Source organism: Vibrio sp. 10N.222.49.C9, assembly GCF_041474985.1.
In the GTDB taxonomy this organism is placed as follows: domain Bacteria; phylum Pseudomonadota; class Gammaproteobacteria; order Enterobacterales; family Vibrionaceae; genus Vibrio; species Vibrio crassostreae_C.
The window spans coordinates 1-311 of record NZ_JBFRVD010000831.1; the positions used below are offsets into that span (position 1 = coordinate 1).

General features: G+C 50.2%; 1 pseudogene. It reads right to left on the reverse strand.

The features are described from left to right. Window positions 1-311, reverse strand: a pseudogene (locus AB4585_RS25820) (1,4-alpha-glucan branching enzyme); the annotation flags it as partial.

Here is a 311-nt window from a genome sequence, read left to right on the forward strand (position 1 = left end):
CCCAAGAACCGTAGAATGGGTGCTCAGAAATCGGCATCAGCTCTACGTGAGAGTAGCCAAGATCCACAAGGTACGGGATCAACTCTGCCGCTAGTTCGCGGTAGTTTAAGAACTCACCTTCGGCATTACGCTTCCAAGAACCGGCATGCAACTCATAGAAAGACAGTGCTTCTTTGCGCTTTTCCGTCAACGGACGCGTTTGCCATGCACTATCTTGCCATTGGTATTTGGTCTGATCGTAAGTCACAGAAGCAAAAGAAGGGTATTGCTCGTGCTGGAAGCCCCATGGGTCTTGCTTATGCGGCAAGCTT